Annotated in this window: 25 protein-coding genes and 2 tRNA genes; 19 read left to right on the top strand and 8 right to left on the bottom strand. The window is 69.7% G+C overall.

Annotated features, from left to right (window positions below; genetic code table 11):
• Positions 1 to 39 precede the first annotated feature (39 nt).
• The 4 genes from OG734_RS14485 (at position 40) to OG734_RS14470 (ending at position 3,194) form a co-directional block, all read left to right on the top strand.
• On the top strand, positions 40 to 1,152 hold the full coding sequence (locus OG734_RS14485) for an SDR family oxidoreductase (RefSeq protein WP_330287905.1): 1,113 nt from the start codon (positions 40 to 42) through the stop codon (positions 1,150 to 1,152).
• A 159-nt stretch (positions 1,153 to 1,311) separates the two neighbouring features.
• Positions 1,312 to 1,773 carry a molybdenum cofactor biosynthesis protein MoaE gene (locus tag OG734_RS14480; protein ID WP_330287904.1) on the top strand — a complete coding sequence of 154 codons (462 nt, stop codon included), beginning with the start codon at positions 1,312 to 1,314 and terminating at the stop codon, positions 1,771 to 1,773.
• 106 nt (positions 1,774 to 1,879) lie between these two features.
• Complete coding sequence (locus OG734_RS14475; RefSeq protein ID WP_330287903.1) at positions 1,880 to 2,038, top strand: hypothetical protein; 159 nt, start codon at positions 1,880 to 1,882, stop codon at positions 2,036 to 2,038.
• A 58-nt stretch (positions 2,039 to 2,096) separates the two neighbouring features.
• Positions 2,097 to 3,194 (top strand): YlbL family protein, encoded by a 1,098-nt coding sequence (locus OG734_RS14470; protein WP_330287902.1) that lies wholly within the window; start codon positions 2,097 to 2,099, stop codon positions 3,192 to 3,194.
• 23 nt (positions 3,195 to 3,217) lie between these two features.
• Here OG734_RS14470 and OG734_RS14465 read toward each other — a convergent pair whose 3' ends face one another.
• A complete protein-coding gene (locus OG734_RS14465) occupies positions 3,218 to 3,760 on the bottom strand; it encodes a PPA1309 family protein (protein WP_330287901.1) in 543 nt (180 codons plus the stop codon).
• 144 nt (positions 3,761 to 3,904) lie between these two features.
• Between OG734_RS14465 and OG734_RS14460 the strand changes: the two genes are divergently transcribed.
• The 4 genes from OG734_RS14460 (at position 3,905) to OG734_RS14445 (ending at position 9,418) form a co-directional block, all read left to right on the top strand.
• On the top strand, positions 3,905 to 6,916 hold the full coding sequence (locus tag OG734_RS14460; RefSeq protein ID WP_443064859.1) for a UPF0182 family membrane protein: 3,012 nt from the start codon (positions 3,905 to 3,907) through the stop codon (positions 6,914 to 6,916).
• A 72-nt stretch (positions 6,917 to 6,988) separates the two neighbouring features.
• Positions 6,989 to 7,062 (top strand) — tRNA-Met (locus tag OG734_RS14455).
• 206 nt (positions 7,063 to 7,268) lie between these two features.
• Positions 7,269 to 9,092: a tetratricopeptide repeat protein gene (locus OG734_RS14450; protein WP_330287900.1), complete on the top strand. Its 1,824-nt coding sequence runs from the start codon at positions 7,269 to 7,271 to the stop codon at positions 9,090 to 9,092.
• Positions 9,093 to 9,344: 252 nt separating this feature from the next.
• Positions 9,345 to 9,418: transfer RNA gene (locus OG734_RS14445), tRNA-Met, on the top strand.
• 57 nt (positions 9,419 to 9,475) lie between these two features.
• Here OG734_RS14445 and OG734_RS14440 read toward each other — a convergent pair.
• Positions 9,476 to 9,868: a CBS domain-containing protein gene (locus tag OG734_RS14440; RefSeq protein ID WP_330287899.1), complete on the bottom strand. Its 393-nt coding sequence runs from the start codon at positions 9,866 to 9,868 to the stop codon at positions 9,476 to 9,478.
• A gap of 150 nt (positions 9,869 to 10,018) precedes the next feature.
• Entirely contained in the window at positions 10,019 to 10,819 is an 801-nt protein-coding gene (gene hisN, locus OG734_RS14435) for a histidinol-phosphatase (protein WP_329271150.1), read from the bottom strand.
• A 229-nt stretch (positions 10,820 to 11,048) separates the two neighbouring features.
• Between hisN and OG734_RS14430 the strand changes: the two genes are divergently transcribed.
• Entirely contained in the window at positions 11,049 to 11,678 is a 630-nt protein-coding gene (locus OG734_RS14430; protein WP_330293655.1) for a TetR/AcrR family transcriptional regulator, read from the top strand.
• Positions 11,679 to 11,705: 27 nt separating this feature from the next.
• Here OG734_RS14430 and OG734_RS14425 read toward each other — a convergent pair whose 3' ends face one another.
• From OG734_RS14425 to OG734_RS14410, 4 genes are all read right to left on the bottom strand, one after another.
• Complete coding sequence (locus OG734_RS14425; RefSeq protein ID WP_330287898.1) at positions 11,706 to 12,029, bottom strand: DMT family transporter; 324 nt, start codon at positions 12,027 to 12,029, stop codon at positions 11,706 to 11,708.
• 114 nt (positions 12,030 to 12,143) lie between these two features.
• On the bottom strand, positions 12,144 to 13,154 hold the full coding sequence (rsgA, locus tag OG734_RS14420) for a ribosome small subunit-dependent GTPase A (RefSeq protein ID WP_330287897.1): 1,011 nt from the start codon (positions 13,152 to 13,154) through the stop codon (positions 12,144 to 12,146).
• Positions 13,155 to 13,170: 16 nt separating this feature from the next.
• Complete coding sequence (aroA, locus tag OG734_RS14415; protein ID WP_330287896.1) at positions 13,171 to 14,511, bottom strand: 3-phosphoshikimate 1-carboxyvinyltransferase; 1,341 nt, start codon at positions 14,509 to 14,511, stop codon at positions 13,171 to 13,173.
• Positions 14,512 to 14,667: 156 nt separating this feature from the next.
• Entirely contained in the window at positions 14,668 to 15,390 is a 723-nt protein-coding gene (locus OG734_RS14410; protein ID WP_330287895.1) for a M50 family metallopeptidase, read from the bottom strand.
• Positions 15,391 to 15,440: 50 nt separating this feature from the next.
• Here OG734_RS14410 and OG734_RS14405 point away from each other — a divergent pair, with 50 nt between their 5' ends.
• The 4 genes from OG734_RS14405 to rsrA all read left to right on the top strand — a co-directional run bounded on the left by OG734_RS14405 (position 15,441) and on the right by rsrA (position 18,152).
• Positions 15,441 to 16,280: an SOS response-associated peptidase gene (locus OG734_RS14405; RefSeq protein ID WP_330287894.1), complete on the top strand. Its 840-nt coding sequence runs from the start codon at positions 15,441 to 15,443 to the stop codon at positions 16,278 to 16,280.
• Between the two features lies 1 nt (position 16,281).
• A complete protein-coding gene (locus OG734_RS14400; protein WP_330287893.1) occupies positions 16,282 to 16,926 on the top strand; it encodes an alpha/beta hydrolase family protein in 645 nt (214 codons plus the stop codon).
• 255 nt (positions 16,927 to 17,181) lie between these two features.
• The gene (gene sigR / locus OG734_RS14395) at positions 17,182 to 17,862 is read left to right on the top strand and encodes an RNA polymerase sigma factor SigR (protein WP_053744539.1); all 681 of its coding nucleotides are present in this window, start codon (positions 17,182 to 17,184) and stop codon (positions 17,860 to 17,862) included.
• Positions 17,859 to 18,152, top strand: coding sequence for a mycothiol system anti-sigma-R factor (gene rsrA / locus OG734_RS14390; protein ID WP_053744538.1), 294 nt, complete (start codon positions 17,859 to 17,861; stop codon positions 18,150 to 18,152). Before sigR ends, rsrA begins: the two co-directional genes overlap by 4 nt.
• Positions 18,153 to 18,205: 53 nt before the next feature.
• Here the strand turns inward: rsrA and OG734_RS14385 are convergent, their stop codons facing one another.
• Positions 18,206 to 18,571, bottom strand: a complete 366-nt coding sequence (locus OG734_RS14385; protein WP_330287892.1) for a hypothetical protein — start codon at positions 18,569 to 18,571, stop codon at positions 18,206 to 18,208.
• Between the two features lie 163 nt (positions 18,572 to 18,734).
• Here OG734_RS14385 and OG734_RS14380 point away from each other — a divergent pair, with 163 nt between their 5' ends.
• The 6 genes from OG734_RS14380 (at position 18,735) to OG734_RS14355 (ending at position 23,604) form a co-directional block, all read left to right on the top strand.
• The gene (locus OG734_RS14380; protein ID WP_330287891.1) at positions 18,735 to 19,100 is read left to right on the top strand and encodes a hypothetical protein; all 366 of its coding nucleotides are present in this window, start codon (positions 18,735 to 18,737) and stop codon (positions 19,098 to 19,100) included.
• 79 nt (positions 19,101 to 19,179) lie between these two features.
• Positions 19,180 to 19,989 carry a hypothetical protein gene (locus OG734_RS14375; RefSeq protein WP_330287890.1) on the top strand — a complete coding sequence of 270 codons (810 nt, stop codon included), beginning with the start codon at positions 19,180 to 19,182 and terminating at the stop codon, positions 19,987 to 19,989.
• A 152-nt stretch (positions 19,990 to 20,141) separates the two neighbouring features.
• Positions 20,142 to 20,306 carry a hypothetical protein gene (locus OG734_RS14370; RefSeq protein WP_330287889.1) on the top strand — a complete coding sequence of 55 codons (165 nt, stop codon included), beginning with the start codon at positions 20,142 to 20,144 and terminating at the stop codon, positions 20,304 to 20,306.
• 18 nt (positions 20,307 to 20,324) lie between these two features.
• Positions 20,325 to 20,759: a roadblock/LC7 domain-containing protein gene (locus OG734_RS14365; protein ID WP_330287888.1), complete on the top strand. Its 435-nt coding sequence runs from the start codon at positions 20,325 to 20,327 to the stop codon at positions 20,757 to 20,759.
• Positions 20,760 to 20,941: 182 nt separating this feature from the next.
• Complete coding sequence (locus OG734_RS14360) at positions 20,942 to 22,363, top strand: HD domain-containing phosphohydrolase (RefSeq protein ID WP_330287887.1); 1,422 nt, start codon at positions 20,942 to 20,944, stop codon at positions 22,361 to 22,363.
• The gene (locus OG734_RS14355; protein ID WP_330287886.1) at positions 22,360 to 23,604 is read left to right on the top strand and encodes an HD-GYP domain-containing protein; all 1,245 of its coding nucleotides are present in this window, start codon (positions 22,360 to 22,362) and stop codon (positions 23,602 to 23,604) included. Before OG734_RS14360 ends, OG734_RS14355 begins: the two co-directional genes overlap by 4 nt.
• The last annotated feature ends 43 nt before the right edge of the window (positions 23,605 to 23,647 follow it).

Genomic DNA, 23,647 nt, shown 5'->3' with positions numbered 1-23,647 from the left:
CACGCGCGTCCTTACTGAAGACAACCGCTGGAGACGCCGGTGAGTTCCCCAGATCCGCAGGTTCGCGCAGCGCGAAACCACTCAACCAACCCGGGCGTACGCGGGCCAGTCGTCGCGGTCACCGGTGCCGCGACCGGGATCGGGGCGCTGCTCACCGAGCGGCTCGCCGCGTCCGTGGAGATCAAGCAGGTCGTCGCCATCGACGAGCGGCGCGGCGAGTGCGCGGCGGCACAGTGGCACATCCTCGATGTGCGGGATCCGGCCATCGCGGAGAAGCTGCGCGGCGCCGACGTCGTGGTCCATCTGGCGCTCGATCTTGACCTGGAGACGGACGGGGCCGCCCGAACGGCGTACAACGTGCGCGGGACGCAGACCGTGCTGACGGCTGCCGCCGCGGCCGGGGTGCACCGGGTCGTGCTGTGCACGTCCGCGATGGTCTACGGGGCGTTGCCGGACAACGAACTGCCGCTGGCGGAGGACGCCGAGCTGCGGGCGACCGCCGAGGCCACCGGGGTCGGGGACCTGCTGGAGATCGAGCGGCTCGCCCGGCGCGCACCGCGGGCACATCCCGGGCTCAATGTGACGGTGGTGCGGCCCGCAGTGTTGATCGGGGGTACGGACACCGCTCTGACCAGGTACTTCGAGTCGCCTCGGCTGCTTGTCGTGGCCGGGTCACGACCCGCCTGGCAGTTCTGTCACGTCGAGGATCTGTGCAGCGCTCTGGAGTACGCGGTGCTGGAGAAGGTCGAGGGGGAGCTGGCTGTCGGGTGCGACGGATGGCTGGAGCAGGAGGAGGTCGAGGAGCTCAGCGGGATCCGGCGTATGGAGCTGCCGTCCGCTGTCGCTCTGGGCGCGGCGGCCCGGCTGCACCGGATCGGGCTCACGCCTTCTCCGGCCGGAGATCTGGCGTACACGATGTACCCCTGGGTGGTGAGCGGGAGCCGGCTGCATGATGCCGGGTGGCGGCCTCAGTGGAGCAATGAGGAGGTGCTCGCGGAGCTGCTGGAGGAGGTTGCGGGGCGCCATACCGTGGTTGGGCGCCGGCTTGGGCGCAAGGACGCGACGGCTGCGGGGGCCGCGGGGGCGACGGTGGCGTTGTTGGGTACGGCGGCGTTGGTGCGGCGGGCTCGGAAGGCTCGGCGGCGGATCTGAGGCGGGTAGGGGGTGGGTTGTGTTTCGCCCCCGCCGCCTCCACCCATCCCATCCCGTTCCTGGGAGTGCGCCCCCAGACCCCCCCTACGGCCCTGAACGGGCCTTGTCCTCAAAACGCCGGACGGGCTGAAACGCAGTGGGGTGAGGCACGATGGGGGTATGGCATCCCTCAATGATCATCCCGGTGAGCAGGCGGCTCTGGAACCCATCAAGCTGGTTGCCGTTCGGGACGCGCCGCTGTCCCTGGACGAGGTTTTCCGCGCTGTCGGGGACGACTCCGCCGGGGGGACCGCCCTGTTCGTGGGCACCGTGCGGAATCACGACGGGGGTGCCGATGTCGATGCGCTCGGCTATTCGTGCCACCCCAGTGCCGAGGCCGAGATGCGGCGTGTGGCCGAGAAGGTCGTCGCCGAGTTCCCGGTGCGGGCGCTTGCCGCTGTGCATCGAGTCGGGGACCTGGCAGTGGGGGATCTGGCCGTCGTCGTCGCCGTGTCCTGTCCTCACCGGGGCGAGGCCTTCGCGGCCTGTCGGAAGTTGATCGACGACCTCAAGCACGAGGTGCCCATCTGGAAGCATCAGACATTCTCCGACGGGACCGAGGAGTGGGTCGGTGCCTGCTGACGGGTCTCCGGTTGCGTAACCACCCCCCGGGCGTGAGCGTTAACACGGTGGAGGTTAATCTGCTGATCAGTCAGTTGCGGTCGCTTGTTGGGGTTGGGAGGTCGGCATGGCTGCACTCGCCTGGTTGCTGATTCCGCTTGTGGCTGCGATCGGTGCCGGTCTCTGGGGCAGTTGGGCCAACCGGACGCGCAGGGCGCGCGGTGACGGGCCCGAACTCGACGGCTACGAGCGGTTCCGCGAGGCCATGGAGAAGTCCCGTACCTGAGCCACCGCACGGGCGGCCCTGACGGTGCGCCGACAGGACCGTCCCGTACTGTCGTGCCATGCCACGCCGCACCGCGACGCTGCTCGCCTCCACCCTGATGCTGATCGCGCTCCTGTGTGCCGGAGTGTTCATCCGCGTGCCGTATTCGGAGCTGTCGCCGGGGCCGACCGTGAACACCCTCGGGGACCACGGCGGCGAGCCGGTGCTGCAGATCTCCGGGCGCAAGACCTACGCGGCCACCGGGCACCTGAACATGACCACCGTTCGCGTCACCAGCGCCAACTACAAGATGAACCTCGTAGAGGCCGTGGCCGGGTGGCTCACGCACGACAGCAAGATCGTGCCGCACGACACGCTCTACCCGAACGGCAAGACCGAGGAGCAGTCGACCCAGGAGAACGCCGAGGAGTTCAGTGAGTCCCAGGAGAGCGCCAAGGTCGCGGCGCTGGAGGCACTCGATGTCCCGCTGCAGTCCTGGGTGATCGTCTCCACCGTTCTGAAGGGGTCCCCTGCCGAGGGCGTGCTGCACGCCGGTGATGTCATCAAGGCCGTCGACGGTACGACGGTCAAGGAGCCCGCCGACGTCGCCAAGCTGGTGACCAAGCACAAGGCCGGCGAGAAGGTCGTCTTCACCATCGTGCCCGCTGCGGAGCAGGCCGCCGCCGAGAAGGCGAAGCGGGCGGCAGACAAGACGCAGGACATCACCATCACGACCACCAGGTCCGCCGCCGACGACGGCGCCGAGCGCGCCATCGTCGGGATCTCCGCAGGCACCGACCACACCTTCCCGTTCACCATCGACATCAAGCTCGCCGATGTCGGAGGGCCCAGCGCGGGGCTCATGTTCGCCCTCGGTATCTACGACAAGCTGACGCCCGGGAGCCTCACCGGCGGCAAGTTCGTGGCCGGCACCGGCACCATCGACGACGACGGCAAGGTCGGCCCCATCGGCGGGATCGAGATGAAGACCGTCGGCGCGCGGGACAAGGGGGCTCAGTACTTCCTGACGCCGGCCGACAACTGCGCGGCCGCCGCCAAGGACACCCCCGAGGGGCTCACGCTCGTCAAGGTGGGAACCATTGGCGATGCGTTGAGCGCCCTCAAGGACATCCGCTCCGGCGACACCGGTGATCTGCCGAAGTGCGGCACCAAGTAGGCAGTCCGTAGGACTGCCACTCGCTATTCCGCGAACGTCGCCGACAGGGCCTCCGCCAGGCCGGGCACCAGGCCCGAGCCGGTGAGCACCTCCGTCGCCGCGTCCTTCTCGCGCAGGCGTACCGCCGAGTCCCGCGTGCCGTCACGCAGGACCGCGACCGTCATCCGGACCTCCTGACGGTTCGGGTGCGCGGCGACCCAGGCCGCCAGCTTCTTGTCGCTCAGCCCCTGCGGAACCGTCGCCTCCGCGGACGGCGGAAGCATCAGGCGCTCGACGGCGAGGGCGCAGCCGACCACCGCGTCCGGCCAGGCGATGGTGGCGAGGAACTCGTCCAGCGGCTTGCCCGCGGGGATCTCGTCCTGCTCGATGGGAGTGAGACCGGTGGTTTTCTGCTCGTCCGACAGGCCGAGCTGGGCCGCGAGAGCCGGTTCCTGGACCCTCAGTCGGGCGGTGTCTACAAGGGCGAAGAGACGAGCCGGCTGGTCCCAGCCGAGGCCGGAGGCGTACTCGTCGATCTCGAGTACGGCCCGGGTGAGCGGGTTCGCCGCCATGGGAGTGTTGGACATGGTCACAATCCTGCCTCGTTCATGGGCCGAAACGGGAACCGAGTAAAGCGTGAGTAAGTTGCATAGGTGAGGCCTCTACGATCACGAGGCCTGACGGATGGTCCGCGATCACGGGGGCCTGACGGACCGACAGCGACTTTTGAGGTGCCAACCTTGGCTTTCCAGATGCCGGACCGCGGCGGAGGCCCGCAGGGGCCACGGATCAGAGTGGGCCGCCCGTCCCGGCGCGTCCGGACCCTGCTCATGACGCTGGGCGTCCTTGCCGTACTCGGCATGGCGTTCATCATGTTCGCGGGGTTCTGGACGGACTGGCTCTGGTACCGCTCGGTCAACTACTCGTCGGTGTTCAAGACCACACTGTGGACCAAGATCGGTCTCTTCTTCGTCTTCGGCCTGCTGATGGCGACCGCGGTAGGTGTGAACATCTGGCTGGCGCACCGGCTGCGCCCGCCGCTGAGTGCCATGTCGATGGAGCAGCAGAGCCTCGACCGGTACCGCATGGGCATCGCCCCGTACAAGATGTGGCTGCTGCTCGGTATCACCGCCCTGGTCGGCCTCATCGCGGGCGCGTCCGCGTCCGGGCAGTGGCGGACCTGGCTGATGTGGGTCAACGGAGTGTCCTTCGGGCAGAAGGACCCCCAGTTCGGTCTGGACGTGTCCTTCTACGCCTTCGACCTGCCCTGGTACCGCTTCCTGCTGGGCTTCGGCTTCGCGGCCACGATTCTCTCCCTGATCGCCGCCGCTCTCACCCACTATCTGTACGGCGGGCTGCGCGTCACGAGCCCGGGGGCCCGTGCCACGGCTGCGGCGACCGGGCATCTGTCCGTGCTGCTGGGGCTGTTCGTCGCCCTCAAGGCGGTCGCGTACTGGCTCGACCGGTACGGCCTCGCGGTGAAGTCGAGCGACTTCAAGGCGACCGGCAACTGGACGGGCCTGCGGTACGTCGACGCCAACGCCTATCTGCCGGCCAAGACGATCCTGTTCTGCATCGCCATCATCTGCTCACTGCTGTTCTTCGCGACCCTGTGGCGGCGCACCTGGCAGCTGCCCGTCATCGGCTTCGGACTGATGGTCCTCTCGGCCATCCTCATCGGCGGGCTGTACCCGGCGATCGTGCAGAAGTTCCAGGTCCAGCCGAACGAGCAGGCCAAGGAAGCGCCGTACGTCACCAAGAACCTCAAGGCGACGCGCGAGGCCTATGGCATCGACGACGCGAAGGTCAGCGAGTACGCCGGACGCAGTGACACCGAGGACAAGACCAAGCTGCGCGACGACGTCGACGCCACGGCGAGCATCCGCATCGTGGACCCGAACATCGTGTCGCCGACGTTCCAGCAGCTCCAGCAGATGCGTAACTACTACGCGTTCCCGACCAACCTTGACGTCGACCGGTACGGCAAGGACGGCAAGGAGCAGGACACGGTCATCGGTCTGCGTGAGCTGAACCTCAACGGCATTCCGAAGAACAACTGGATCAACGACCACTTCCGCTACACACACGGCTTCGGTGTGGTCGCGGCCAAGGGCACCACGGCCGACGCCGAGGGCCGCCCGGTCTTCACCGAGTCCGACCTGCCGTCCATGGGTGACCTCGGGACGTATCAGCAGCGGATCTACTACGGCGAGAAGACCAGCCAGTACTCGATCGTCGGCGGTCCCCAGAAGGAGATCGACTACTCCGACGACGCCGGTGAGAAGACCACCAGCTACAAGGGGAAGAGCGGTGTCAACCTCTCCAACCCGATGAACCGCGCCGCGTACGCCGTCGCGTTCAGTGAGCCGCAGATCCTCTACTCCGGTGCCATCGGCGAGGGTTCGCGCATTCTGTACAACCGCACGCCCAAGGAGCGGGTCGAGGCGGTCGCGCCCTGGCTGACCATCGACGGTGACGCCTACCCGGCTGTCGTCGACGGTGAGATCCAGTGGATCGTCGACGCGTACACGACGACGAACGGTTATCCGTACGCCTCCCGCACCACCTTGGGTGACACGACGGCCGACTCCCTCACCGCGAACAACAACCAGCGTGCGGTGGTGGCCCAGCAGAACCAGGTCAACTACATCCGCAACTCGGTGAAGGCGACCGTCGACGCGTACACCGGCGAGGTCAAGCTCTACCAGTGGGACACCAAGGACCCGGTCCTGAAGACCTGGATGAAGGCCTTCCCGAACACGGTCGAGCCGAAGAGCGACATCTCGGCCTCGCTGATGGCCCATCTCCGGTACCCGCAGGACCTGTTCAAGGTCCAGCGCGAGCTGCTGACCCGGTACCACGTGAAGGACGCGCAGACGTTCCTCTCCGGCAGCGAGGTGTGGCAGGTGCCGGACGACCCGAGCAACAAGTCGGGCGACGCGGTGCCGCCGTACTACCTGAGCATGAAGATGCCCGACCAGAAGGCGCAGGCGTTCTCGCTGACGACGACGTTCACGCCGAACGGACGGGACAACCTGAGTGCCTTCATGGCGGTCAACGCCGAGGCGGGGACGAGTGATTACGGCAGGATCAGAATCCTGAAACTGCCGACGAGCAGAACGGTCGACGGACCCAAACAGGTCCAGAGCCAGTTCAACTCCGAACAGGACATCGCCGAGTCCATCAGGCTGCTGAGAGGTGGCGACTCGGAGATCGAGTACGGCAACCTGCTGACGGTGCCGCTCGACGGAGGTCTGCTGTACGTGGAGCCTGTCTACGTACGCGGCAGTGGACTCAAGTACCCGCTGTTGCGCAAGGTGTTGGTGACCTACGGCGGCCAGACCGCCTTCGAGGACACTCTCGATGCCGCGCTCAACAAGGTCTTCGGGGCGGAGGGCACGACCACCGAGCCACCGGACGAGGGCGGTGGTACGACGAAGCCGCCGCCGGCGTCCGACAACCCGACGGTCCAAGAGGCGCTCAACGACGCCCAGAAGGCCTTCGACGACGGCCAGGCAGCCCTCAAGAAGGGCGACTGGGAGGCGTACGGCAAGGCGCAGGCGGACCTTGAGGACGCGCTCAAGCGGGCCGAGGAGGCGCAGTCCGCGGCCGACAAGGCCGGCAGCGGGAGCGGTACCGGTGGTGCCGGGGACGGTTCCTCCGGTAGCGCGAGCCCCAGTCCCAGCAGTAGTCCAAGTACCAGGACAAGCAGCAGTCCCAGCAGCAGTTCAACCAGTGGTTAGTGCTGGTCGGAGGCCCTGCTGAGGCTGTGTCCTCCGCTCCTCCCGCGCCGTGGTACGGTTGCAACACAACGGCGCGGGGTGGAGCAGCTCGGTAGCTCGCTGGGCTCATAACCCAGAGGTCGCAGGTTCAAATCCTGTCCCCGCTACTGATCGCGAAGGCCCGGATCCTCCAAGGATCCGGGCCTTCGTGGTGTGCGAACGCATGTGCCGACCTGGTGAAGGCCGCGCCTTCCCGGGGCAGTTGAGGGTAACTGTGTTTGACTTGTCTCTCTGTGGGCATGTCGACAAAACGCTGTAGAGACCTCACTGGCTGCGGTATACCAGGTGTACCCAGGTTGCAGGTGGTGCGACGATGGACGTTATGGGGGACAAGGCAACTCTGTTGGAGACAGGGCGATTTGTGCAGCCTTCCGACCGGGACGAAACCGGCGAGGCGGTAGAAGAGGCACGCCAACGGCTCGCCGCCGAGGCAGGCGACGTCGAGGCGATGAGTGTCCTCGGAGCCATGCTGCTGCGCCGCGGTGATCTCGACGGAGCCGAGCCTCAGCTGCGTGCCGCCACCGCCGCCGGTGACCGCGCCGCCGCCAACAACCTCGGCGTCCTCCTTCACCAGCGCGGGTACGCCGACGACGCCGCCGGATGGTGGCGGATCGCCGCCGTCGCCGGCTCCGCCCCCGCCGCGCACGCACTCGGCCGCCACCACCGCGAGCGCGGCGACGAGCCGGCCGCCGAGTACTGGCTGCGTCAGTCCGCCGAACAGGGGCATGTGCTGGGCGCGTACGCCCTCGCCGATCTGCTGGAGCACCGCGGGGACGCGGCCACAGGCCAGTGGATGAGGGTCGCCGCCGAGCGGGGGCACCGGGAGGCCGCTTATCGGCTCGCCCGTGCGCTTGATCGGAAGGCTGCGGAAGGCCTGGAGGGTGCGGGCGCCGACGGCGGTGCGAGTGGCGGTGGTGCGAGTGACGGTGGAGTCGGGGAGGCCGAGCAGTGGTATCGGCAGGCTGCCGCGCGGGGGCATCAGCGGGCCGCGCTGCATCTCGGAGCCATTCTGGAGAAGCGCGGTGAGCTCAAGGAGGCCGGGCGCTGGTATCTGACGTCCGCCAAGGACGGCGAGGCCCGGGCCGCATGCGCGCTCGGGTTCCTGCTGCGCGACGCGGGGGACTCCGAGAGCGCCGCCGTGTGGTGGCTGCGGGCTGCCCAGGACGGGGACGGCAACGCCGCCAACGCGCTGGGCGCGCTGCACGCCGAACGCGGTGAGACCCAGACCGCCGAGCGCTGGTACCGGGCGGCCATGGACGCTGGGGACGTGAACGGTGCGTACAACCTCGGTCTGCTGTGTGCCGAGCAGTCGCGTACGGCGCAGGCCGAGCAGTGGTATCGGAGGGCCGCGTACGCCGGGCATCGCGAGGCCGCGAACGCGCTTGCCGTTCTGCTGCTTCAGGGTGGGGACGCGGCCGGGGCTGAGCCCTGGTTCTCGAAGGCCTCGGATGCGGGGAGCGTGGATGCTGCCTTCAATCTGGGGATTCTGTACGCCGGGCGGGGCCAGGATGCCGGCGCGCTGCGGTGGTACGAGCGGGCTGCCGGCGCCGGGCACACCGAGGCGGCGCTGCAGGTCGGGATCGTGCGGTTGCGGGACGGGGACGAGCGGGAGGCCGAGCGGTATCTGCGGTGTGCGGCGGGCGGGGGGAGCCCCGAGGCCGCGTATCGGCTGGCCTCGGTGCTCGACGCGCGGCGTCCGCAGGCGCCCGCGCATGAGCTCGGTGAGATCGCGCACGAGAAGACGGAGTGCGAGGAGTGGTACGAGCGGGCGGCATCCCAGGGACATCGGCGGGCGCAGGTGCGGGTGGGGATGCTGGCATCGGCTCGGGGGGACGTGGTGGAGGCGGCTCGGTGGTATCGGGCTGCGGCTGAGGCCGGGTCTCGCAACGGGGCGTTCAATCTCGGGCTGTTGCTGGCCCGTGAGGGGAGTGAGCCCGAGGCTGCGGTGTGGTGGGCTCGGGCGGCTGAGGCGGGGCATGGGCGGGCTGCGTTGCGGCTGGCGCTGGTGTATGCGCGGCGGGGGGAGTTGGCGGAGGGGCAGCGGTGGGCTGATCTGGCGGTTTCGCTGGGGCCGGGGGAGGTTGCGGAGCGGGCGGCTCGGTTGCGGGATGCGTTGCGGGAGGAGCTTTCTGCTTGAGGGTGCGGTGGGTGGGGGTGCGGTGGTGGGCGGTGGCTTTTTTCGCCCCCGCCGCCCTTACCCGTCCCATCCCGTTCCTGGGGGCTGCGCCCCCAGACCCCCCATCGGCCCTGAACGGGCCTTGTCCTCAAACGCCGGACGGGCTGGAGAGGCTGGCCTGCGCTGGAGGTGAAGGCCCGTGCTGGAGATGTAGGCCCGTGCTCAAGCGATTTGCCTTTGTGGGTGGGGTCGACGTAATGTTGCGTTTACCGACGCGGGGTGGAGCAGCTCGGTAGCTCGCTGGGCTCATAACCCAGAGGTCGCAGGTTCAAATCCTGTCCCCGCTACTTTAGGCCGAGGGCCGGAGTCCGATACAGGACTCCGGCCCTCGGTGCGTTTCCCGTTCAGGCGGGCGCGTGCTGTCGTACCGGGGCCCAGCAGCGGATGATGTCGCGGACCGAGACGATGCCTGTCGGTTCGCCGCCGTCCAGGACGATGAGGTGGCGGAAGCCGCCGTGGGCCATCGCGTATGCGGCCTCCTCCAGGGTCCAGGAGGGGGCGGCGAAGACGACGTCGTTGGTGGTGTGGGCGTGGGCGCGTTCCGTGTCGGGGCTCTGGCCGCGGCCGACGGAATTGAGGATGTCGCGTTCGGTGAGGATGCCGATTCCGCCGGCGTCCGGGTCGAGGACCACCGCCGCGCCGATGCGCCGCGCGGCCATCAGCGCGGCCGCCTGGCGGAGTGTGTGATCGGGGCCGATGGTGAGGACCACGGTGCTCATGGCGTCACGTACGAGCATGGGGTGGAGCCACCTCCTAGAGAGTTCCCGCCCCTGTTCAGTTTTTCACAAGTTCACAAGTGGGGGGAACTTCAGAGTGGCAGGTAAAGCGACGGTCAACAAGGGGGCGTGTGCGGCTGTTACAGGGCGTACGGGGGATCAGGGTCAGGATCAGTAGCGCTGGTTCAGATAACCCAGCATCTCGTCGTGCAGATGGCCGTTCGACGCTGCCGCGTCTCCGCTGTGCGGGCCCGGGCGGCCGTCGAGGCCGGTGAACGTGCCGCCCGCCTCCGTGACGATGATCGCGTTGGCCGCCATGTCCCACAGGGACAGCTCCGGCTCCGCGCAGATGTCGATCGAGCCCTCGGCGACCATCATGTACGGCCAGAAGTCGCCGTACGCGCGCGTGCGCCACACCTCGCGGGTCAGGTCCAGGAAGCCGCCCAGGACGCCGCGGTCCTCCCAGCCGGTGAGCGACGAGTACGCGAACGACGCGTCCGTCATCTTCGAGACGTTCGAGACGCGCAGCCGGGACGACGAGGAGAGGCTGCGGCCGGTGAAGGCGCCGTGGCCCTTCGCCGCCCACCAGCGGCGGCCCAGGGCAGGAGCGGAGACCAGGCCGACCACCGGCTGGAAGCCGCCCTCGCCCGCCTCCATCAGGGAGATCAGCGTGGCCCAGACGGGCACACCGCGGACGTAGTTCTTGGTGCCGTCGATCGGGTCGATCACCCAGCGGCGGGGGCCGGTGCCCTCGGTGCCGTACTCCTCGCCGATGATCGCGTCGCGCGGGCGGGCCCGCTGCAACTGGCCCCGCATCAACTCCTCGGCCGATTTGTCCGCCTCGCTGACCGGTGTCATGTCCGGCTTGGTCTCGACCTTGAGGTCGAGTGCCTTGAACCGGGCCATCGTTGTGGCGTCGGCAGCGTCCGCGAGGACGTGGGCAAGGCGCAGGTCATCGAGATAGTCGGGCATAGGCGAACCGTATCTTTCACGGCTGCCACCGGGCTACAGGGGGCGGCGGGTGCGATTACCCGCGAATACCCGCAGTTGTCCGGCTCAACCGGCTCTGTCGGCAGGGCTCGCGACAGCGTCGGGGTGCGAATGTCGATACGCGCCCCCCGGCGCTGTCGCGAACCCTTGACAGTGACTCCGTGCGCGTCAAACCTAAGGCGCAGAGCCGCTCGCCCCTGGGAGGCGGATGATGCCTGCAGCGCGGGATTCCTTGCTGGACGCCGCTTACACGGCGCTCGCGCGTCGTCCGTGGTCCGCGGTGCGGATGGTCGACGTCGCGGCGGCGGCCGGAGTGTCCCGGCAGACGCTGTACAACGAGTTCGGCAGCAAGGAGGGGCTCGCCAGGGCCCTGGTCCGCAGAGAGGCCGACGCCTACCTCGCGGGCGTCGAGCGGGCGCTGACCGGGCCCGCCGACCCAAGTGCCGGTGCGCGGGAGCGGCTCACCGCGACTGCCGAGTGGACGATGTCGGCCGCCCGCGACAACGTCCTCGTACGGGCCCTGCTGACCGGCTGCTGGAGCGAACGGCTGCCTTCGCCGACGCTGTCCGCCGTGCCGTCCTCCGCGGCGGTGCCCGCGCAGCGACGGGCCGACGGGCCGCTGCCCTCGCCCGGGGACTTCGTGGCCCTCGTCAGGGACCGTGCCGTGACCGTGCTGTCCGGTGGCGGCGCGGCCAGGTCGGAGGCGGCCGAGATGTCCCGTACCTGCGAACTGGCTGTCAGGCTTGCCCTGTCCTGTGTCGCCGCGCCCCCGGGGGAGGAGGGTGTCGCCGACCTCGTGCGGAGCGTGTTACGGCCCTCGGACGCCGCGGTGTGGAACTGAGCGCGCCTGGCGCCCCGTCCGGTGCGGCTAGTGCGACGAGCCCGACAGCTGCAGGCCGATCACGCCGATGATCACCAGGCTGATCGAGACGATCTTCAGGACGGACACCAGGTCGTCGAGGAAGATCATTCCGTAGATCGCGGTGCCCGCCGCGCCGATGCCGGTCCACACCGCGTACGCCGGGCCCACGTCGAGCTTCTTCAGGGAGAGGGTCAGCAGGCCGAAGCTGCCGAGGGCGAATATGCAGAACGCGATCGTCGGCCAGAGGCGGGTGAAGCCGTGGGACAGCTTCAGGCAGACCGCGAAGCCGACTTCGAGGAGTCCCGCCACAACGACCAGCAGCCACGCCATGTCTTGTCCCTCCCGTGTGCCACGTCGACTGCTTCGTCTGCTTCGTCACGCTCGGATCCGGCTCGGTGCGAGTATGCACTTACCGGCCCTCGCCTCTGCCAAACAACGCGGAGGTCAGTCGCCTTCCGTTCGCTCCCTTGTCGACAGCAGCCGACGCAGCGAGTAGAGCCGCGCCGGATCGGCGTGCCCCTTCTCCACCCACTCGTCCAGCGCGCAGTCGGGCTCGTCGTGACTGCACGCGCGCGGGCAGCCCTCCGTACCCGGTTCCAGGTCGGGGAAGGCGTGGATCACCAGGGACGGGTCGACATGGTGCAGTCCGAACGAACGTACGCCCGGGGTGTCGACCACCCAGCCCGCGTCGCCCGAGAGGGGGAGGGCCAGGGCGGAGGTGGTGGTGTGGCGGCCCCGGCCCGTCACCGCGTTGACGATTCCCGTCGAGCGCCGTTGGTCGTTCGACACCAGGGCATTGACCAGGGTCGTCTTGCCGACGCCCGAGTGGCCGACGAACGCCGTGATCTTGCCGTCCAGTTGCTCGCGTACGCGGGCCACGGCGGCCCCGCTCTCCAGCTCCTGACGGCTGGTGACGACGTACGGGATGTCCAGGGCGCCGTACAGCTCAAGGAGCTTGTCGGGCGGGGCCAGGTCCGACTTGGTCAGGACCAGGAGCGGGGTCAGGCCGCCGGCGTACGCCGCCACCAGGCAGCGGTCGATCAGACGGGGGCGGGGTTCCGGGTCGGCCAGCGCCGTGACGATGGCCAGTTGGTCGGCGTTCGCCACGACCACCCGCTCGTAGGGGTCGTCGTCGTCCGCCGTGCGGCGCAGGAGCGAGGTGCGCGCCCCGATGCGGACGATGCGGGCCAGGGTGTCCTTCTTGCCGGAGAGGTCGCCGATGACGGACACGTGGTCGCCGACCACCGCGGCCTTGCGGCCCAGTTCGCGGGCCTTCATCGCCATGACGATCTGGTCGTCGACCAGGACGGTCAGCCGGCCCCGGTCGACGGTGAGGACCATGCCGTCGGCCGCGTCCTCGTGCTTCGGGCGGATGTTCGTACGGGGTCGGTTGCCCTTGGGGTTCGGGCGAGAGCGGATGTCGTCCTCGTCGGTGTTCTTGCCGTAGCGGCGCATGATCCAGGTCCGCCCGTCAGTTCCCGAGCATTCCGGCCCACAGATCGGGGAAGTCCGGGAGGGTCTTCGCCGTCGTCGCCACGTTCTCGATCCGTACGCCCTCCACCGCCAGTCCGATGATCGCGCCGGCCGTCGCCATGCGGTGGTCCTCGTACGTGTGGAAGGTGCCGCCGTGCAGAGGGCGCGGGCGGATGTGCAGGCCGTCGGCCGTTTCAGTCACGTCGCCGCCGAGTTCGTTGATCTCCTTGGTCAGGGCCGCCAGGCGGTCCGTCTCGTGGAGGCGCAGATGGGCCACCCCGGTGAGGGTGGAGGGGGAGTCCGCGAGGGCCGCGACCGCCGCGATGCCCGGGGTCAGCTCACCGACCTCGCTCAGATCCACGTCGATACCGTGGATCGCGCCGGAGCCCGTGAACTCCAGCCCGTACGGCGTCAGTTCGCAGGAGCCGCCCATCTCCGTGAAGATCTCGCGGAGCCGGTCGCCGGGCTGGGTGGTGCGGGCAGGCCAGTCGGGGATCGTCACCTTGCCGCCGGTCACCAGCGCCGCCGCCAGGAAGGGCTGGGCGTTGGAGAGGTCCGGCTCGATGGTGAGGTCCCGGCCGAGCAGGGCGCCCGGCGTGACCCGCCAGACGTTCGGCTCGCCGCCCGACTCCGGGGTGTCCACCTGGGCGCCGACCGCGCGCAGCATGTCGACCGTCATCCGGATGTGGGGGAGCGAGGGCAGGGTCGCGCCGGTGTGGCGGACCTCCACGCCCTGGTTGAAGCGGGGGGCGGAGAGCAGCAGGGCGCTGACGAACTGCGACGACGAGGACGCGTCGATCGACACCGGGCCGCCGTCCAGGGCGCCGCTGCCGTGCACCGTCAGGGGGAGCGCGCCGCGACCGTCGTCGTCGATGCGGGCGCCGAGGGCGCGCAGGCCGTCGATCACACCGTGGAGCGGACGCTCGTACGAACGCGGGTCGCCGTCGAAGCGGATCGGGCCGTCGGCGAGGGCGGCGACCGGGGGCAGGAAGCGCATCACGGTGCCGGCGTTGCCGACGTCGACCGTGGCGGGGCCGTGCAGGCCGGAGGGGATGACGCGCCAGGCCTCGCCGGAAGTGGCCGGGTCCCCCGCGACGGAGGAGCTCGATGACACCGTTTCCTCGATGCCCACGCCCATCGTGCGCAGGGCGCCGGCCATCAGGAGGGTGTCGCGGGACCGGAGGGGGCGGCGCAGCCAGCCGGGCTCCGAGGCGAGGGCGGCGAGGACGAGGGCCCGGTTGGTGACGGACTTGGAACCGGGCACGTGGACCGTCGCGTCGACGGCTCCGCTTGCGTGCGGGGCGGGCCAGAGGGCGGTGTCTGCGGGGTTCGGGGCCATGGGGCCCACTTTAGTGGGGGTTCGGCGTACTGGGTTTGGCTGGGGAACGTGGGTCGTTTGTCGGCTGCGGGTGCGTTGTGGCTGGTCGCGCCCCGCGGCGGAGCCGCAAACAGACACAGCCCCGCGCCCCTGATAACGACGCCCCTACGGGGCGCGTCATACCTCCAGGAGCCAGCGCCCCCCGCCTATCAGTGAGCACAGGCTCACCGCGTGGAACAGGAACAGCCACATCCCCGCCGGTACGTGCGTGAGCCGGGACAGTTGGTCCGCGTCCGAGTCGCCCGCGCCGCCCCTCCTGCGCTTGGCCTGGAGTTCGAAGGCCGGGCGGACTCCGCCCAGGAGCAGGAACCACACCACCGCGTAGGCGAATGCCGCCTGGATCTGGGGGCCGGCGAGCCAGGACACCACCACGAAGGTGCCGCCGGTGACGAACACGGTGAGGGCGCCGTACGCGTTGCGGATCATCACCAGCATCGCCACCAGCAGTGCTGTGGCCAGCCACAGGAGGGCCGTGATGTGGCCGGCGGCGAGGAGCGCGGCGCCGCCGAGTCCGAGCAGCGGGGGAGCGGTGTAGCCGAAGGCGGCCGTAAGGATCATGCCGATGCCGTGGGGCTTGCCCCGGCTGACCGTGAGGCCGCTGGTGTCGGAGTGCAGGCGTATGCCGGTGAGGGTGCGGCCGGTCAGCAGCGCGACCAGACCGTGGCCGCCCTCGTGCGCGATGGTGATGGCGTTGCGCGAGAGGCGCCAGACGGGATGCGGGACGATCACGGCGAGCGCGGCGGCCAGGGTCGCGATCACCACCCACAGGTCGGGGTCGGGCTGGCTGCCGAATATCTCGTCCCAGAGGCCGACCAGCGAGGTGGATGCGGTGCTGTCCATTGTGGGCGGAGGCTCCCTAGCGTCGCGTCGAATCTGGCAGTGTGGCACGTATGTGCGGTAGGTATGCAGCGAGTCGTGCGCCCGAGGATCTCGCAGGAATCTTTGAGGTCGACAAGTGGGAGCCCGAGGAGACACTCGCCCCTGACTACAACGTGGCCCCGACCAAAGAGGTCTACGCGGTCCTCGACCGTCCTCTGAAGGACGCCGACGCTGCGTCTACAAGTTCCTTCGTCATGGGGAAACCGGTTCGGCAGCTGCGCAAGCTGAAATGGGGCCTCGTCCCCTCCTGGGCCAAGACGCCCGAGGGCGGCGCCCGGATGATCAACGCGCGCGCGGAGACCGTCCACGAGAAGCCCTCGTACCGTCGTGCCTTCACCACCCGGCGCTGCATCCTGCCCGCCGACGGCTACTACGAGTGGGTCACCGCGGCCGGCGAGCGTGAGCTGGAGGTCGAGGGGAAGAAGAAGCGGCCGCGCAAACAGCCCTACTTCGTGACCCCCGCCGACGGGTCGGTCTTCGCGATGGCGGGCCTGTACGAGTTCTGGCGGGACCGGACCCTGCCCGACGACCACCCGCGGGCCTGGTGGGTGACGTGCTCGGTCATCACCACCGAGGCCGAGACCTCCCCGCTCGCGACCGCCCCCGCCGAGGGCCCGCGTGCCCTGGCCGACATCCACCCGCGGATGCCCCTGATGCTCACCCCGGACCACTGGGACGCCTGGCTCGATCCGGCGCGTACCGATGTGGACGACCTGCGCGAGCTGCTCGCACCGCCACCCACGGGGCTGATGCGCGCATACCCCGTCTCCACGGCCGTGAGCAACGTCCGCAACAACGGGCCGGAGCTGCTGACCGAGCTGGAGGGGCCCGAGGAGGGCACACTCTTCTGATGTGAGCCCTTCTGACACGCGTACCGAGACCGTCGAGACCGACGCGGGCACCGCCCGCATCACCTGGCGACCCGCGGCGAAGGCCCGACTCGTCCTCGCCGTCAGCCATGGCGCCGGCGGGGGCGTGGAGGCGCGCGATCTCCAGGCCCTCGCCGGGGAGCTGCCCGCGCACGGTGTCACCGTCGCGCTCGTCGAGCAGCCCTGGCGGGTGGCCGGGAAGAAGGTGGCGCCCGCGCCGAAGACGCTGGACGTGGGCTGGCGGGGAATCTGGCCCGCGCTCGCGAAGCCCGGGCTGCCGGTGATCGCGGGCGGGCGCAGCGCCGGGGCCCGCGTGGCCTGTCGTACGGCCGGGGAACTGGGCGCCGTGGCCGTGCTCGCCCTCTCCTTCCCGCTGCACCCGCCAGGGAGCCCTGAGAAGTCGCGGGCCGGTGAACTGCTCGGGGCCGGGGTGCCCACCCTTGTCGTCCAGGGCGGCAACGATCCGTTCGGGAAGCCGGCCGAGTTCCCGACGGGGGAGTACGAGTTGGCGGAGGTGCCGTACGGCGATCATGGTTTCGCCGTGCCGAAACGGGCACCCATGGGGCAGGAGGAGGCGGTGGCGGTGATCACTGGCAGGGTCGTTGAGTGGATCGCGTCACTCGGGTGAGGGCCGGGAATGCCGGGCGGCGGACCACTGTTGTGCGGATCAGACACCACGAGCGTGGGGTGACCGTTCGTACGAGAGGAAGTCCGCCGCATGGGTTCGACCATCTGCCCGAATCGCCGCAGCAGTGCTGACCTGGACTGGACGGTGCTGCACGCGTCGAAGACCGCCCCTATTCGGGCGGCGGGCGGACCGGGTATTCGTCTATCCTCCGATTCGAGTGGGATCGGTTTCGGTTCCATCACATCGTCTGAGGAGGTGGGTCCGGTCACTGGGACCGACGCAGGGACCGAACACGGCCAGGCGGAGCAGCCCGAGGGCCCGGGCAGGAGTGAGTCGACCGTCGAGCGCAGCGCGCGCTTCGAGCGGGACGCGCTCGAATTCCTCGACCAGATGTACTCGGCCGCGCTGCGCATGACACGCAACCCGGCCGACGCCGAGGACCTGGTGCAGGAGACGTACGCCAAGGCGTACGCGTCCTTCCATCAGTTCCGTGAGGGCACCAACCTCAAGGCGTGGCTGTACCGGATTCTCACGAACACGTTCATCAACTCGTACCGCAAGAAGCAGCGCGAACCCCAGCGCAGTGCGGCCGAGGAGATCGAGGACTGGCAGCTCGCGCGTGCCGAGTCGCACATGTCGACCGGTCTGCGCTCCGCCGAGTCGCAGGCGCTCGACCACCTGCCCGACTCGGACGTCAAGGAAGCGCTCCAGGCCATCCCGGAGGAATTCCGCATCGCGGTCTATCTCGCGGACGTAGAGGGCTTTGCGTACAAGGAGATCGCGGACATCATGGGGACACCCATCGGTACGGTGATGTCCCGGCTGCACCGCGGCCGTCGTCAGCTGCGCGGCATGCTGGAGGACTACGCCCGTGACCGTGGCCTGGTCCCGGCCGGTGCCGGAGAGTCGAACGAAGCGAAAGGCTCGGGCTCATGAGCTGCGGAGAGCCGCATGAGACGGACTGCAGTGAAGTACTCGATCATCTCTACGAGTTCCTCGACCGGGAGATGCCGGACTCGGACTGCACCAAGTTCGAGGTCCACTTCGAGGAGTGCTCTCCGTGCCTGGAGAAGTACGGTCTCGAACAAGCCGTGAAGAAGCTCGTCAAGCGCTGCTGCGGTCAGGACGATGTGCCGACCGACCTGCGCGCCAAGGTCATGGGGCGGCTCGACATGATCCGCTCAGGGCAGGTCGTGCCCGACCACGACGTGGCTGCCGAGAGCTGACACCGTCGAACGTCGTCGGCCCCGCGAAAGCGGGGCCGATCGTCGTTTTTCTTTCAGACGTCCAGCCCGTTCTCGATCTTCTTCAGGCTGTGCCGGGCCAGCGCCAGGTTGCTGCGCGCCCGGTCGAGCGCGACGTACAGGAAGAGCGCGCCCTTGCTGCTGGCCAGCGGGCGGATCAGGTGGTACTGCCTGCCCAGCGTGATCAGGATGTCCTCGATGCTGTCATCCATGTCCAGCGAGGCCAGCGTGCGCATCTTCGCCCGTACGACCTCGGTGTTGCCGGCCGCCGCGAGCTCCAGGTCCAGGCCCGGGCCGCCGCCGAGGGTGCCGAGCGACATACCGCTGTCGTAGTCCACCAGAGCGACTCCGAGCGCCCCGTCCACGGTCATGGCTTCCTTGAGCGCTGTCTCGATGTTCATTCTGCTGCCCCAATTCCTCAGTGACGCTGACCGGTCGCTGTCCGTGCAACTACGATCGAACTCAAGCGACTTACGGGTCGCAAAACATCAACTTTGTTGTGTGTTACGAAAGTTGTCGTTCAAAGTACTGTGCAGCGGTGGTGCGCGAAGGGGGAATGGCGAAATGTCGACGGCAGTTGAGGCTTCGCTGGCCAGGTTCCTCGACTCCCCCGGCGTCACCGGTGTCGCCCTCGTCGACGCAGTCACCGGCCTCACCTACGGCGTGGCGGGAGACACCGTCGAGGCTGGGGACGGCCAGGAGAGCTCCGAGTTCGCCGCCCTGGTCGCCGAACGGCTGGGCCGGGCGGGCGCCGAGGGCGAGTTGGAGAGCGTCGTCACGACCAGCGTGCGACGCCATCAGGTCCTGGTCATGGTGGGCCGCCCGGCCGGCGATCCGCTGCTGCTGACGGCCGGACTCGACCGGGAACGGGCCAATCTCGCGCTCGCCGCGCGCAGCATGGGCGATCTGGCCGGCGAGGTGCTGGCATGACGGGCCCAATCGGCCCAATCGGCCCAATAGGCTCGGCCGGCCTGACTCGTACGACGGGCTTGAGAGCGCGGGTGGGTGCATGAAGGCGTCCGCCGCGCGCAACCTGCCCGCACTGCTGCTGGAGCTTCGCGAGGAGGAGTTCAGCGGCACGGTACGGGTCGCGGGCACGCCGGGCGGCACGCTCCATCTGCGCGACGGCCTGGTGGGCGCCGCCGAGACACCGGGTGCGCCGACCGCCGCCTCGGCCCTGCTGACCTCGGGCCGGATCGGCGACGAGGACTGGCTCGCCGCCTGCGCCGCACAGCGCGACGCGGATCTGCTCGGTAAACGCCTGGTGGCCGACGGACTGGTGGGCGCCGCCGAGCTCGAAGTCATCTGCACGGCCGCCGTGTTCGACGGGGCCTTCGCCATGTCGCTGGGCGCGCCGGGCAGTTGGGAGCTGAGCGACCGGGAGCCGACACTTCTCGCCCGACCGGGCGTGGAACCACGGCGGTTGACCGACGAGACCACACGGCGCATCGCGCTGCTCATCCACCTGTGGGGACCCCCGGGCGATCTCGCCCGAGTGCGCCCCATACCGGGCACGGGGGTCGTGGAGGGGCCGCTTTCCGGCCGGCACGAGGACATTCTGAACCAGGTCAACGGGCGCCGTACGGCCCGGGACATCGCCTTCGCGCTGGGGCGCGGGCTGTACGCCGTGATGCTGGACCTGATCCGCATGCAGACGCTCGGGCTCCTCCGGTGGGAGACCCCGACCGTTCCCGGCGGTCGGCCCAGCACGGCGCCGCGCGTCACCCCCGGCCGTACACCGGCCGCCGGCCCGCCGCCGTCGAGAACCGAGCCGCTGCCGAGGCGTATGCCCCGTGGCGGAGAGAAAGGGGGGAAGTGAGTGCGGACGATGGAAGAGATGACCCAAGCACCGACCGAGGTGCTGACAGCAGCACCGACCGAAGCGCTGACGGAAACGATGAGGGCCCCGCTGAGGGAAATGCGGGAATCGAGGGAAACGCCGGAAACGCGGCGGACCACGACGACCCGGGTGTGACCACACCCCCTCTGCCCGTACGGAAGCCGCTTCCCGTACGCGGTGCGGCGAACCCCGCCCTGCTGGGCCCCACGGCCGAAGAACTGGCCGCCGACCAACCCTCTGTCGAAACGCTGCGGCGGGTCCGCCACGCGTTGCGCGCTCTTCCGGAGCCCGACTGACCGCAAGGAGTACGTCCCATGGGTCCCCTGAGCTCCCCGAGTCCCCTGAGCGACAACCCGCAGTCCCCGCAGTCCTCCCAGTCCTCTCAACTGACCGGCATCCTGATCTCGTTGCGGGATCGGGTGATGGGAGTCTCAGAGAGCGTTCTGTCCACGGTGGACGGCCTTCTCGTCGTGGCCGACGCGGACGCCGTGCACCCCGAGTCGGTCGCCGCACTCGCCGCCGCGACGCTCGGAGTGAGCCGTCGAATCGCCGACCAGGCGAAGGTCGGCCCCCTGCGTGAAGTGGTCGCACGGTGCGGTTCCGGGCACGTCATCGTGCTGGCCGTCGGCGAACGCGCGCTGCTGACCGTGGTGGGCGACGACGGGCTGGACCTCGCCGCGTTCCAGCGTGAATCCCCGGCCACGGTCGAGGAGTTGACCAAGGTGCTGGCCGCGGATGTGGCGTACTGAGACGGTATGTCGCCGGCTCACTCGAACGGGCTAATCTGCGGCTCCTGAGGCCTGAGATTCGCCCAATGCCTCCGTACGGCCGCTGTCGGCCGCCCTATCCTCCGTGTCCTGGAGCCTGAACAGGCTGGTGCCGAACGTCAGCCCGGTCGGCCCCGGTCCGGGACTCGGGGGAGGGGAGCGCCATGCGGTCGATCACACCGTGGGCGCGTGTCTACGTCATCGCTGTCGCCGTGGGGGCCGTCCTCTGCGCGGCGCCCGTCCGGTTCACGCACACCCCCTGGGGCGCCGTGGCGCTGTTCGCCGCGCTGTGCGCCGCGTGCGAGCAGCTCGCGGTCGGCCGGTTCGGCGGGGGCCAGGGGTACGAGGGCCCGGGCGCCGCCGGTCCCGGGGGTGCCGGCAGCGGTCCGCCCCGGTGGCACACGCCCGTCCTGCTCGCCGGTGCCTTCCTGCTGCCGCCCGAGGCCGCCGCGCTCGTGCCGCTGCCGGGTGCGCTGCTCGTCCGGGGCGGGGAGCCCACGCCGTGGCTGCGCCGGCTCTGGCGGGCCGGACAGCTCGGGATCGGCGCCTGGACGGCTTCACGGGTACACGGGGCGCTCGGCGGGCCGGACACGGTCGTCACCTCCGACTTCCCGTACACGCTGGTCAGCGCCGGGGTGTCCGTGGTCGCGTTCTGCCTGGTCCTGGCCCTGCTCGACGGAGGCATCCTGGCGCTCGCCGAACGGGTGCCGGTGCGGCTGGCCTGGCGTGGACTGTTCGTACGGTCACTGGTGCCGGTCGGGGTGCACGGGCTCGCCGGGCTGATGATGGCCGTCCTGTGGCGCGGTCCGTACGGGCCGGTCGCCGCGCTCCTCGTACTGCTGCCGATGTGGGTGTCGTGGTGGGTGTTCGCGCAGTACCACCGGGAGCGGGCGGCACACCAGGCGACGATCAGGGCGCTCGTGCAGGCCGTCGACATCAAGGACGGGTACACGCGTGGGCACAGCGAGCGGGTCGGGCAGGCGTCGATGATGATCGCGCGGGAACTGGGCATGGACGACGAGCGGGTGGAAGTGCTGCGGTTCGCCGGAATTCTGCACGACGTGGGCAAGCTGGGCGTTCCCACCCGGCTGCTGCGCAAGGACGGGCCGCTGACGCCTCAGGAGCGGCGGGTGATCGAGCTGCACCCGGAGTACGGGCACGAGATGGTCCGGGGGATCGGTTTCCTCGGGGAGGCCCGGTCGGCGATCCTGCACCATCACGAGCGGCTGGACGGGAGCGGGTACCCCTACGGGCTCGTCGGCAGCCAGATCCCGGAGTTCGCGCGGGTGGTCGCCGTCGCGGACGCGTTCGACGCGATGACGTCGACCCGCTCGTACAGCAGGGCCCGGCCGGTGCAGGTTGCTTTGGCGGAGCTGGAACGGTGCGCGGGGACGCACTTCGACCCGGTGATGGTGAGGGCGTTGGTGCGAGGATTGGAGCGCGAAGGCGGATGGCATCCGGCGGTCACAGCGGACGGGGTCCAGTCGCAGGGTGATCACCCACCCACTGCACCTGTTGCCAGTCCGGCAGGAAAGCACCCCAAACGCATTCCCGGGCAGGTAGGCAGCAAAGGCGGGCCGGCATGACCTCGGCCTCGCGATTCCTTACCCTCATTCACACCGCCGCCGCCCTGCTCACCCTCCTCTCCCTCGCCCACACCCTCTGGTCCGGTCTCGACGAACGTGCCGTCGCGCTCTCCTTCGGGCTGCTCGTCCTGCTCGGCGAGCTGACCCGGTGGAGCGGGCCCGAGTCGCGGGAGGTGGCGCCGCTCGCCGCCGCCGCGGCCCTGTCGTACGCGCTGCTCGGGGAGGACGCCGGACGGGCCACGCATCACGGGGCGCTCCAGGTCGTCGCCGTCGTCGTCGCGGCCACCCTCGTCGGCTGCGTACCGCACGTCGCGCGCGGACAGGGGCCGACCGCCGACCACCTCGCCCGTCGGGTGCTCACCGCCGGGTTCGCCGCCAGTTGCTTCCAACCCCTCTACAACCAGGGCGTGTTCGAGGCATGGGGCGGCCCCGCCTACGTCCTGCTGCTCGTCGCGCTGCTCGGGCTCACCACGCTCTGCGACGCCGTACTCGCCGCCGCGCTCGCCCACTCGCGCACCGGCTGGCCCTTCGGTCCGCTGCTGCGGGACGAGCTGCGGGCCATGCTGGGGATCGGGACCGCCGTGTGCGCCACGGGGGTGGTCATGGCGCTCGCCGTCGCCGTCGTAGGGCTCTGGGCGCTGCCTGTCTTCTCGCTGCCGCTGCTCCTGACCCAGTTCGCCTTCCGGCGGTACGCGGGCGTGCGGGCCACCTATCGGCAGACGATCGCCTCCCTGGCCCGCGCCACCGAGATCGCCGGGTACACCCCGGCCGGGCACGCCCGGCGCGTGGCGGTGCTCAGCCGGGCGGTGGGGCGGGAGCTGGGGCTGTCCGAGCCGGAGCTGACCGTGCTGGAGTACGCGGCCCTCATGCACGACATCGGGCAGCTCAGCCTCGTCGACCCGGTACCGGCCGGGGCCACAGCCGTACTCCCGGTGGAGGAGCAGCGCCGGATCGCACTGCTCGGCGGGGCCGTCGTACGGCAGACGGGGGTGGCCGCGGCGGTCGCCGTGGTCGTCGAGCGGCAGGCCGATCCGTACCGGGAGCAGCCGGTCTCCGCGTGCATCGTGCGGGCGGTCAACGCGTACGAGGAGAAGGTGCGGGACGCCGGAGCGGGCGGGCCGCTGCGGGCGCTCGAAGAGCTGCGACTCGGTACCGGCCGGGATTATCAGCCGGAGGTGGTGGAATCCCTCGCCCGGGTACTCGCCAGGAATGGCGGAGTCGTTCACGAGCGCATCGGTTGAAGGTGGTGGTGGGAGAGGGGTGGACGGTCTTACGCTGCCCTCG

The organism is Streptomyces sp. NBC_00576 (assembly GCF_036345175.1).
GTDB lineage: Bacteria > Actinomycetota > Actinomycetes > Streptomycetales > Streptomycetaceae > Streptomyces.
This window is presented reverse-complemented; position numbering and strand designations above follow the sequence as displayed.

Coding starts and splice junctions, on each gene's coding strand:
- OG734_RS14480 (WP_330287904.1), top strand. CDS start 1,312: ATGGCATCCCTCAATGATCATCCCGGTGAGCAGGCGGCTCTGGAACCC.
- OG734_RS14475 (WP_330287903.1), top strand. CDS start 1,880: ATGGCTGCACTCGCCTGGTTGCTGATTCCGCTTGTGGCTGCGATCGGT.
- OG734_RS14470 (WP_330287902.1), top strand. CDS start 2,097: ATGCCACGCCGCACCGCGACGCTGCTCGCCTCCACCCTGATGCTGATC.
- OG734_RS14465 (WP_330287901.1), bottom strand. CDS start 3,760: ATGTCCAACACTCCCATGGCGGCGAACCCGCTCACCCGGGCCGTACTC.
- OG734_RS14450 (WP_330287900.1), top strand. CDS start 7,269: ATGGACGTTATGGGGGACAAGGCAACTCTGTTGGAGACAGGGCGATTT.
- OG734_RS14440 (WP_330287899.1), bottom strand. CDS start 9,868: ATGCTCGTACGTGACGCCATGAGCACCGTGGTCCTCACCATCGGCCCC.
- hisN (WP_329271150.1), bottom strand. CDS start 10,819: ATGCCCGACTATCTCGATGACCTGCGCCTTGCCCACGTCCTCGCGGAC.
- OG734_RS14430 (WP_330293655.1), top strand. CDS start 11,049: ATGCCTGCAGCGCGGGATTCCTTGCTGGACGCCGCTTACACGGCGCTC.
- OG734_RS14425 (WP_330287898.1), bottom strand. CDS start 12,029: ATGGCGTGGCTGCTGGTCGTTGTGGCGGGACTCCTCGAAGTCGGCTTC.
- rsgA (WP_330287897.1), bottom strand. CDS start 13,154: ATGCGCCGCTACGGCAAGAACACCGACGAGGACGACATCCGCTCTCGC.
- aroA (WP_330287896.1), bottom strand. CDS start 14,511: ATGGCCCCGAACCCCGCAGACACCGCCCTCTGGCCCGCCCCGCACGCA.
- OG734_RS14410 (WP_330287895.1), bottom strand. CDS start 15,390: ATGGACAGCACCGCATCCACCTCGCTGGTCGGCCTCTGGGACGAGATA.
- OG734_RS14405 (WP_330287894.1), top strand. CDS start 15,441: ATGTGCGGTAGGTATGCAGCGAGTCGTGCGCCCGAGGATCTCGCAGGA.
- rsrA (WP_053744538.1), top strand. CDS start 17,859: ATGAGCTGCGGAGAGCCGCATGAGACGGACTGCAGTGAAGTACTCGAT.
- OG734_RS14385 (WP_330287892.1), bottom strand. CDS start 18,571: ATGAACATCGAGACAGCGCTCAAGGAAGCCATGACCGTGGACGGGGCG.
- OG734_RS14380 (WP_330287891.1), top strand. CDS start 18,735: ATGTCGACGGCAGTTGAGGCTTCGCTGGCCAGGTTCCTCGACTCCCCC.
- OG734_RS14375 (WP_330287890.1), top strand. CDS start 19,180: ATGAAGGCGTCCGCCGCGCGCAACCTGCCCGCACTGCTGCTGGAGCTT.
- OG734_RS14365 (WP_330287888.1), top strand. CDS start 20,325: ATGGGTCCCCTGAGCTCCCCGAGTCCCCTGAGCGACAACCCGCAGTCC.
- OG734_RS14360 (WP_330287887.1), top strand. CDS start 20,942: ATGCGGTCGATCACACCGTGGGCGCGTGTCTACGTCATCGCTGTCGCC.
- OG734_RS14355 (WP_330287886.1), top strand. CDS start 22,360: ATGACCTCGGCCTCGCGATTCCTTACCCTCATTCACACCGCCGCCGCC.